This is a genomic window from Microvirga tunisiensis, from assembly GCF_009296175.1.
GTDB lineage: Bacteria > Pseudomonadota > Alphaproteobacteria > Rhizobiales > Beijerinckiaceae > Microvirga > Microvirga tunisiensis.
In genome coordinates this window covers 1-6,779 of the sequence record NZ_VOSK01000319.1, presented here as the reverse complement: position 1 = coordinate 6,779, position 6,779 = coordinate 1, and the positions used below count along the sequence as shown (strand labels likewise).

5 protein-coding genes and 1 pseudogene are annotated in these 6,779 nt (G+C 55.6%); 3 read left to right on the top strand and 3 right to left on the bottom strand.

The features are described from left to right. Both FS320_RS48800 and FS320_RS35225 read right to left on the bottom strand, forming a co-directional pair. Positions 1 to 179, bottom strand: a pseudogene (locus FS320_RS48800) (IS5/IS1182 family transposase); the annotation flags it as partial. A gap of 558 nt (positions 180 to 737) precedes the next feature. Continuing rightward, positions 738 to 1,988, bottom strand: coding sequence for a thermonuclease family protein (locus tag FS320_RS35225; protein WP_152717016.1), 1,251 nt, complete (start codon positions 1,986 to 1,988; stop codon positions 738 to 740). Positions 1,989 to 3,763: 1,775 nt separating this feature from the next. Here FS320_RS35225 and FS320_RS45495 point away from each other — a divergent pair. Next, positions 3,764 to 3,925 (top strand): hypothetical protein, encoded by a 162-nt coding sequence (locus FS320_RS45495; protein ID WP_153885372.1) that lies wholly within the window; start codon positions 3,764 to 3,766, stop codon positions 3,923 to 3,925. Positions 3,926 to 4,408: 483 nt separating this feature from the next. Here FS320_RS45495 and FS320_RS51075 read toward each other — a convergent pair whose 3' ends face one another. Next, entirely contained in the window at positions 4,409 to 4,648 is a 240-nt protein-coding gene (locus FS320_RS51075) for a helix-turn-helix domain-containing protein (protein WP_162003445.1), read from the bottom strand. 668 nt (positions 4,649 to 5,316) lie between these two features. Between FS320_RS51075 and FS320_RS35210 the strand changes: the two genes are divergently transcribed. Then, a complete protein-coding gene (locus tag FS320_RS35210; RefSeq protein WP_152717015.1) occupies positions 5,317 to 5,688 on the top strand; it encodes a hypothetical protein in 372 nt (123 codons plus the stop codon). A gap of 488 nt (positions 5,689 to 6,176) precedes the next feature. After that, entirely contained in the window at positions 6,177 to 6,557 is a 381-nt protein-coding gene (locus FS320_RS35205; protein ID WP_152717014.1) for a hypothetical protein, read from the top strand. Positions 6,558 to 6,779: the final 222 nt, after the last annotated feature.

Genomic DNA, 6,779 nt, shown 5'->3' with positions numbered 1-6,779 from the left:
TAGGCGGGGCGGCCTGTGGCGTGCGGGATGACCCTCTCGAACCCCAGAGCGCGCAGGTCGAGCTCCTCGACAAAGACGTCGATCACCCGCACTGGATTCTCGTCACTGACGTACTCGTCGAGGCAGGCGGGGAACAAGGTGCCCTGGCTGCGCTCCTGGCCTTGGACAAACCGCTTCATCGCGATCCCTCCAGTCCGTGCTAACCCAACCAGATTACCAAATCCTGCGTTTTGACACACCCTCGGTCATTCAGGGAAATTCCTGCCGTGTCAGCAATGTCTGTTATCCCCTCAGTCAGCAGACATTCGGTCTACTTCGCAAATGTGCCAAATCCTGAACTTCAGACAGGCCGTAGTGACAGCACTGGTGTGGCAGGCAAATCGCTAGCTACGCAGCAAATGGTTCGATGAGGTCGACCCTGTTCGAGTTTTTACACGGTCTGGGTCTTGGTTGTGTAAAAACGCCGACGCGTCGTTCGGCGGAGCAATTTTATGTCTTGCGAGGCTGAATTGACCGAGGATTCCTCGATATATGGGGCTGAAATTGTACAGATAGTTCGTCGACATCGGACCTGTTCGCGTTTTTACACAGGCTGGGTCAGGCCATGACGATCCCCTGCCCTCCAGGAACGTCCACTGTTCCTTGCTAATTTAGACACACGGTCTCCTTCCGAGAAGCGCCTGAAGGCGACGTTCCTCCTCGACCCTGGTGTGTTTGCGCCAACTTGAGCGAATAAGCTAATTGCTCCAGATCCCTACGCGAGCCGAGCGCGCTCGGTCGGCCGCAAGCGCAAGGCCCGGGGGTGCATGCGGCGCAGCCCGCCCACCACCGTTGAACAACACGACCGTGGATAGGTCCATCCCGTCGACTTGGCACCGGTAGACATCCGTTGGACCTGCAGGTTCACAATCCACTTCGCGGCCATCGAGATATTTGGTCAATTCACTGGCGCTGCCTGCATCACCATCCGTCTGAACTCCAACCAGGTGAACGGTGCGCCCCTGCAGTGAAAGTGTTGCCGCGTCAACAACGTTCGGAACGCCATGAAGTCGATACGTGGTCGCCTGAACAGCCGCCGCCCGAACCGCTAATGACCCTGGTGAACTGGCCCCTGGGGACAGTGCTAAGCTTGCCATGCCTATCGGCTCACCGCTCCTGCTGCTCTGAGATTCTTCCGCCGTCTGATGCACGGCAGACGCGGCCTGGTTCCTTTGTCGTTCTCGTCCAAGCAACTCCTCTTTCAACTCCTGTAGTTCTCTGCGGCCGTATGCGACAAGGACTGCATCCTGCCCCCGCAGTTGCTGAAGGGCGTGACGTTCCTCTGCCATGACGGCAAGATCACGCGTTACAGCGTCTGCGCGCTCGCGCTCCTTTTCGAAGGACGCCTTGAGCTCTGCCCATTGTTGAGCGTTTACTGCCGCAGAAGTGGCCTCTCGTGCTCGCAAAGCTTGAAGCGCATGCAGTTCCTCCGCAACGGTCGCAAGGTCACGGGAAAGAGCATCTGCCCGTTGCTGTTCCCGGTCTCTTGCCACTTTCAATTCGGCAAGCTCATCAGATGCTGGCACAGCGTGAGTCGCGCCGGAACTATCTCGTGACAGTGCCACGGGCTGCCCTGCGGCAGCTGGAAGCGCGGTGGACTGATAGTCGTCTCGGAGGCCAAGTGCTTGGAGCTCGTCCAACAAGCTTGGCGTTCTAAGCTGGTCTTGGAGGAAAACGGCAAGGGTGGCAAGGTTTATTGCCTGACTGAGGCGGCCTTCAGCTTCTTCTATCTTTTCCTCCCGAAGGAGTTTCTCGAGATCCTTTGCGAGTTGCCGCCGCTCCGGTGAGTCAACCAGAAAGGGCAGGACACTAGGGGCATTACCAACACCGCTCGTCTCTGTCAGATTTGCCGGCCTGGAGGCCGGTTCAGTTGTCCGCAGATCTTGGATATCGGAACGACTGCGCAGCCCAAGTTTGCTCTCCCCTGACGGTGTTTGGTCTTCGGCCATTAGAGGGGCACTCAGCAGCGCCCCGATCAGAACTGCTGCAAACGTCTTTGCGAAAGTGCCACGAGCGTCCCGGAGCGCTCGGCTCAATCGCACGATATGCAGTCTCGCGGAGCGACTTGTGGGTTCTGCAAAGTTTCGTCCGCACATATCGGACCTCCATCAGGGGCGCTCCCGCGAGCTCGTAAGCTAGGGCGAGCACTTGGGGTGCTGTTGGATAGGCATCACACAATCTCTTCGACTGGCCACAGCAGTGCTCGTTCTCACACCGCTGACAACGCAAAAGCCAAAATCATTCGGGCAAGGCGCGCTTTAGCAATAAGCCGTTAATGAGCAAGCAACTTGATCGTATCTCAGCTACTCTGGTCGTCAATATAGCCACATTTGGTAGCGCCTCGCAAGAATATCGCCTTAATACTAGGCCTATATTCTATTTTGTTGCGGCTAAAGCTGAATTCATTATTATTACAGACACGAAAACCTTCTCCCAAACTTCTGCGCCAGCTCCTGATCACGGACGTTTTTTCCTGCTCAGCACACGGCTCGTTTCGACGGTGATCACCGGCCGCTCTCCTGCGAAGCTTACAACTAACTCATGCGTTCCAACCCCACGCGAGTGTTGGCCCAGCTTGGAGTTGACAGCCTCAAAGTCAAAAGCTGAACGCACAGTGCATGTGTTCGTGCCAGGACTGCATCGCACGTTCAGCGTGTCAGGGCGATAACGATAGTCTCGGTCAGGCCACCGTTGAGCGAAGCGGCGCTTCTCGGCAAGTAACTCTCCAAAGCCCATTCTCTTTCCGTGGAAGAGTACTCTCGAGCCGTAGAACTCTGGCGTCGTCTGGAGTGCCTGACGGTTTGAGGCGGACCAGAGGTTAAGATAATGGATTGCGAATCTCTGCGCGGCTTGCTCCTGAGCACTTGACCGCCCTCGAACGAGGTTCGGCCGAGTTGCTATGTCAGAGGTATTCGTGGGCGTGTCTGCGGGGTCCGAGGCAGATTGGGGATTTTGCTGTCGAGGAATAGCCTGAACTGGAGAAGATTGCCCCTGCTGCTCGGATTGCTCGAATGAGGACCTCTCTGTTCGTGTCTTGAAATTCGGATGAACAGCACTGCGAGAAGATCTTGCCCCCGCGTCTGATGCGGGACCCGCAGCTGCCGGCGCCGACGAGGTCCTCGCTTGGGAGGGAGCGCCCATCAAAGGGCTCAGCTCAGTCGGTTGCGCTGAAAACGCAGACAGATCGGCGGGCGGGTTAACCCACGCTCCCCTTGTCTGCCCGAGGGCTGCAGAGCTTAGAATCACCGCAGGAACGACAGTGGCTTTCCAGGCTTGCTTCCATATAGCTTGCATGACGCTCTCCTTAGGTCCAGCGTGACTGATAAGCCTAACCGAGGACAACCTGCGCCAAGTCCATTCTGGCACAGAAACCAGTCAAACGCGCAATTCGGGCGAAAGAAGGCTCGCCTGCAAGTACTTAATTAAGCTGCCGCGTTTCTGCAGCCCAGAATTGACAGCTTGATGCACAGTGCGGTCACATACCGCCATCTCGCCAATGTCAGCACCGGGTCAAACTGAGCCATTAAGCGTGAGCTTGTGGAGGTCTGCTTCACTCTCCCAATGCAGAAGCTCGGCTTAGCTCAGCCCGCACCAAGACCCGTCCCCCGCCCAGGTGCTCAGTCCAGCGCTGCCGTCGCGATCCTCGCGATGGACCAAACTGGAACCTGAGTAAAAAATGGGCCGCTGTGGTCAGCGGCCCAAGTCGGGAGGATTGCGATGAAGAATGGGTCACCGTCGCGACGCACGGGCTCTCCAAGCCTACTCGAAGAACTTGAGGGTCACGTCGGCGACCACCACGGACCCCATGTACGTTCCGAATATGACGCAGATCGCCACGATGATGATCTTCCAGCCTGAGGTCCGGGCGATGTGGAACTCGTTCTAAGTCAAGGCCAGACCGCCATACGCCAGCGCAGGCGCAGGCGTAGCCAAGGCTAGGAAGTTGAGCTTGTTGACCTGCTCGACGATGACTGCCGATCCAGGCACTCCCGGAATGGTGACCAGGATCGCAACAAGGGAGATCGAGGCTGTGAATCAGCACCGATGGTTAACGGTCGCGAGGGAAGCGCAACACCTTGGTTTAGAAACACAAAATGGAAATTCAGGGGGCCTGACGGGCGCCTATGATGACCCCGACGACATTATGAATTCTCCAGCAAAGTCATGTACTTGATCGCAGTCGGCCCCAGGGTCAGCATTCAATGCTGATTCACATAGTGGCGAAGCCGCCGACCTCGACCATTTGCACAAATGTTCTGGGCACTGCGAGATTTCGAGCCGGAGGGCGCCTTATGCTGGAAACGATGGCTGGGCGTAGCCTCTGAACCAAACGGTCGAGTTATGAGCCACTCGCAGCGGATATCATCGGCTAGAAGCCCGATGAGAGCGCTCTTGCACGCGGGGATCTAGCGGATGCTCTTTCCGGATGGACCGCCACTGCAATGCCAATGTCAGTCATGAAGAACCTAGCACCTGCCTCTTCTAAGGCACGCCGGAGGTCTGAGATCTTCTCCGGGCTCGGGATTCTGATTTTATTCTCAAAATCGTTGAGCAACTTCCGTCCGCACTGGGCCCGTTTGCAGACCTCCTCCTGCGAAATACCTAGCATGGCCCTTGCGCCCCGACACGCCACACTGTCGATAAGTTGATCAGCGGACAGCGGAGGGATCAAAGCCAGCCCTCATAAGCGACCAACATGCCCACATTTTCAGACATGTCGATTGACGGGCATGACACATCATGTATCATAGTCATCGTACTGGTTGCGTACCCAAACGCGTATGCTTCGTAACCGACAGGATAAGCTCTGGAGCGGTCGTGGTGTGGCCACACCAGGCACCTTCTGTCTGAGGAGAGCCGTATCATGGGTACTCTATATTTAAATAGAATTAACAGCGGGAACCTTTACCCCGACCGAGTAAGCCCTCAACTAGCGGTTGAAGTACACTGAAATCGCACCCGACAACCAAATCCTTGAGCATGGCCATTCTTGCTTGAGAATCCTTCAAGGACCCTCGCACGAATCCTTGAAGGCCATTGATCCCTATGGCGGCATCCCGAGGAGCGGGACTTCAGATGAGCACTCAACGCCTACTTGCAGTTGGCAGAGCGGCGGGACGTGATTGGGATCAGCAGGGACCGCGATAATCACACTGACGTGCAAGCAACGACCTGCCTTGCCCCATCATTCTGGAGCAAGTGCGCAAAAGTACAAAAGCATCGCGAATAAACCAGCTTAAGCGGGGCTGAGATTGTGTAGCCCCAGGGAGCACATCCATGCCCACCCTCATTCCGCCAGACGAATCCGGAAACATTGAATCCCTGTTTGACTCAGAGACAAGTTCAACACCTGCATCGCGCTGGCCCCGGTCGCAGCGGGTTGGCGAAATGGTTACCCGGTGTGTCAAAATATTCCGCCTTCATCCTAACGTTCATGATGCTGAAAGGACGCTTATTATTCGGCTATCAGCCTTGGTTGGCGACCACGATGATCCAATCATTCGCGCACTTGGTGCACTTGAGGCGCGACGCGTTTTCACTCCAGAAACGATCGTCAGGCTTGCCCTCCAGCACATGCAGCAAAGATTGGTTTCGATCAATGGTCTAATACCAACGGAGACAATCCCTGATCATCCTCCAAATTCTTGATGAGTGATTAGGCCCCCAAAGCACCAGAGGCTAAGAATGGCAGCCTCAACTACAATCAAGGCAGTCAGCGGGGTATGTTCGGCCTCGCAGGCGTGCTGTATGCAGGCTCCCCGGCATTAGTCTGTAAGCATTTGCCACCAATTCCTTGCGAGAGCGGTCGCCTGACAGGGCCAAGGCTACACTCACAAAGCGCAGAATCCTTTGAATTTCTCACAGTAACCAAAGAATTTCTCACAGTAGACGCCGGATTATAATAATTAACTATTTTGTTGTCCGAATGAGATCTAAGTACTCTTGCGCCCGAGTGCTTTTCGGATACAATTTGACGGTGTTCCCCGACCAAGAGGGAACTGCTTCCAAGTAAGTTGCGATTTGAATTCCGGGAGATTGCCGGCGCTTGCATGCGCAGGGCAGCCCTAGAAACGGGACTCTGCTGCACCAAGGGTAGTCCGCAAGACCAACGACCCAATCAGCAGAAAGGGCGCGTCATGTCTCACAAACCTAATTGGTCCGCCGGTGCAACCGCTCGACAAGTTCGTTTAGGAACCATTGAACCTGAATGGATACTGCCGATTTGGGAAATAAGTTGGTCACTGCTGGATTGTTTGGTCGACGATGGCCAGCGTGTCTATGGCGCCACGATCACGGATTCCGCGAGCCGCCTTATTGTGCATTTCGGCATCTGGCGCGCAGCAACCATTCAAGAGATGGTCTCCACCCTTGAGGAGGCGATCAATCAGACTGCCCCTCCAGCAATCCTCCGCGCAATACAACCAATTCAGGGGCCATTGGAAGTGCTCTACACTTGTGCCAAAAAACACGGTGTGCTCCTGGAGCTAGCGCCTCCGGCGGATGGATCACTCCATTAAATCCAATACTGAGAGGCATTGAACACTGATCAGCGTGACAACGAGATAATCGCAGCAGTCATCACAGCTGACGCAGGCCTCCTACACATCCCCCTAGAGCGCGTTGACATTCATTTGGTCCAGATGAACGCGCTGACGAGGCAAAGGATTGACATAAACGCCCGTGGGGTCTGTTCGTAGCGCGTGGCGATGCGTCTGAAGTGCTTGATTTTCAGGAAGAAG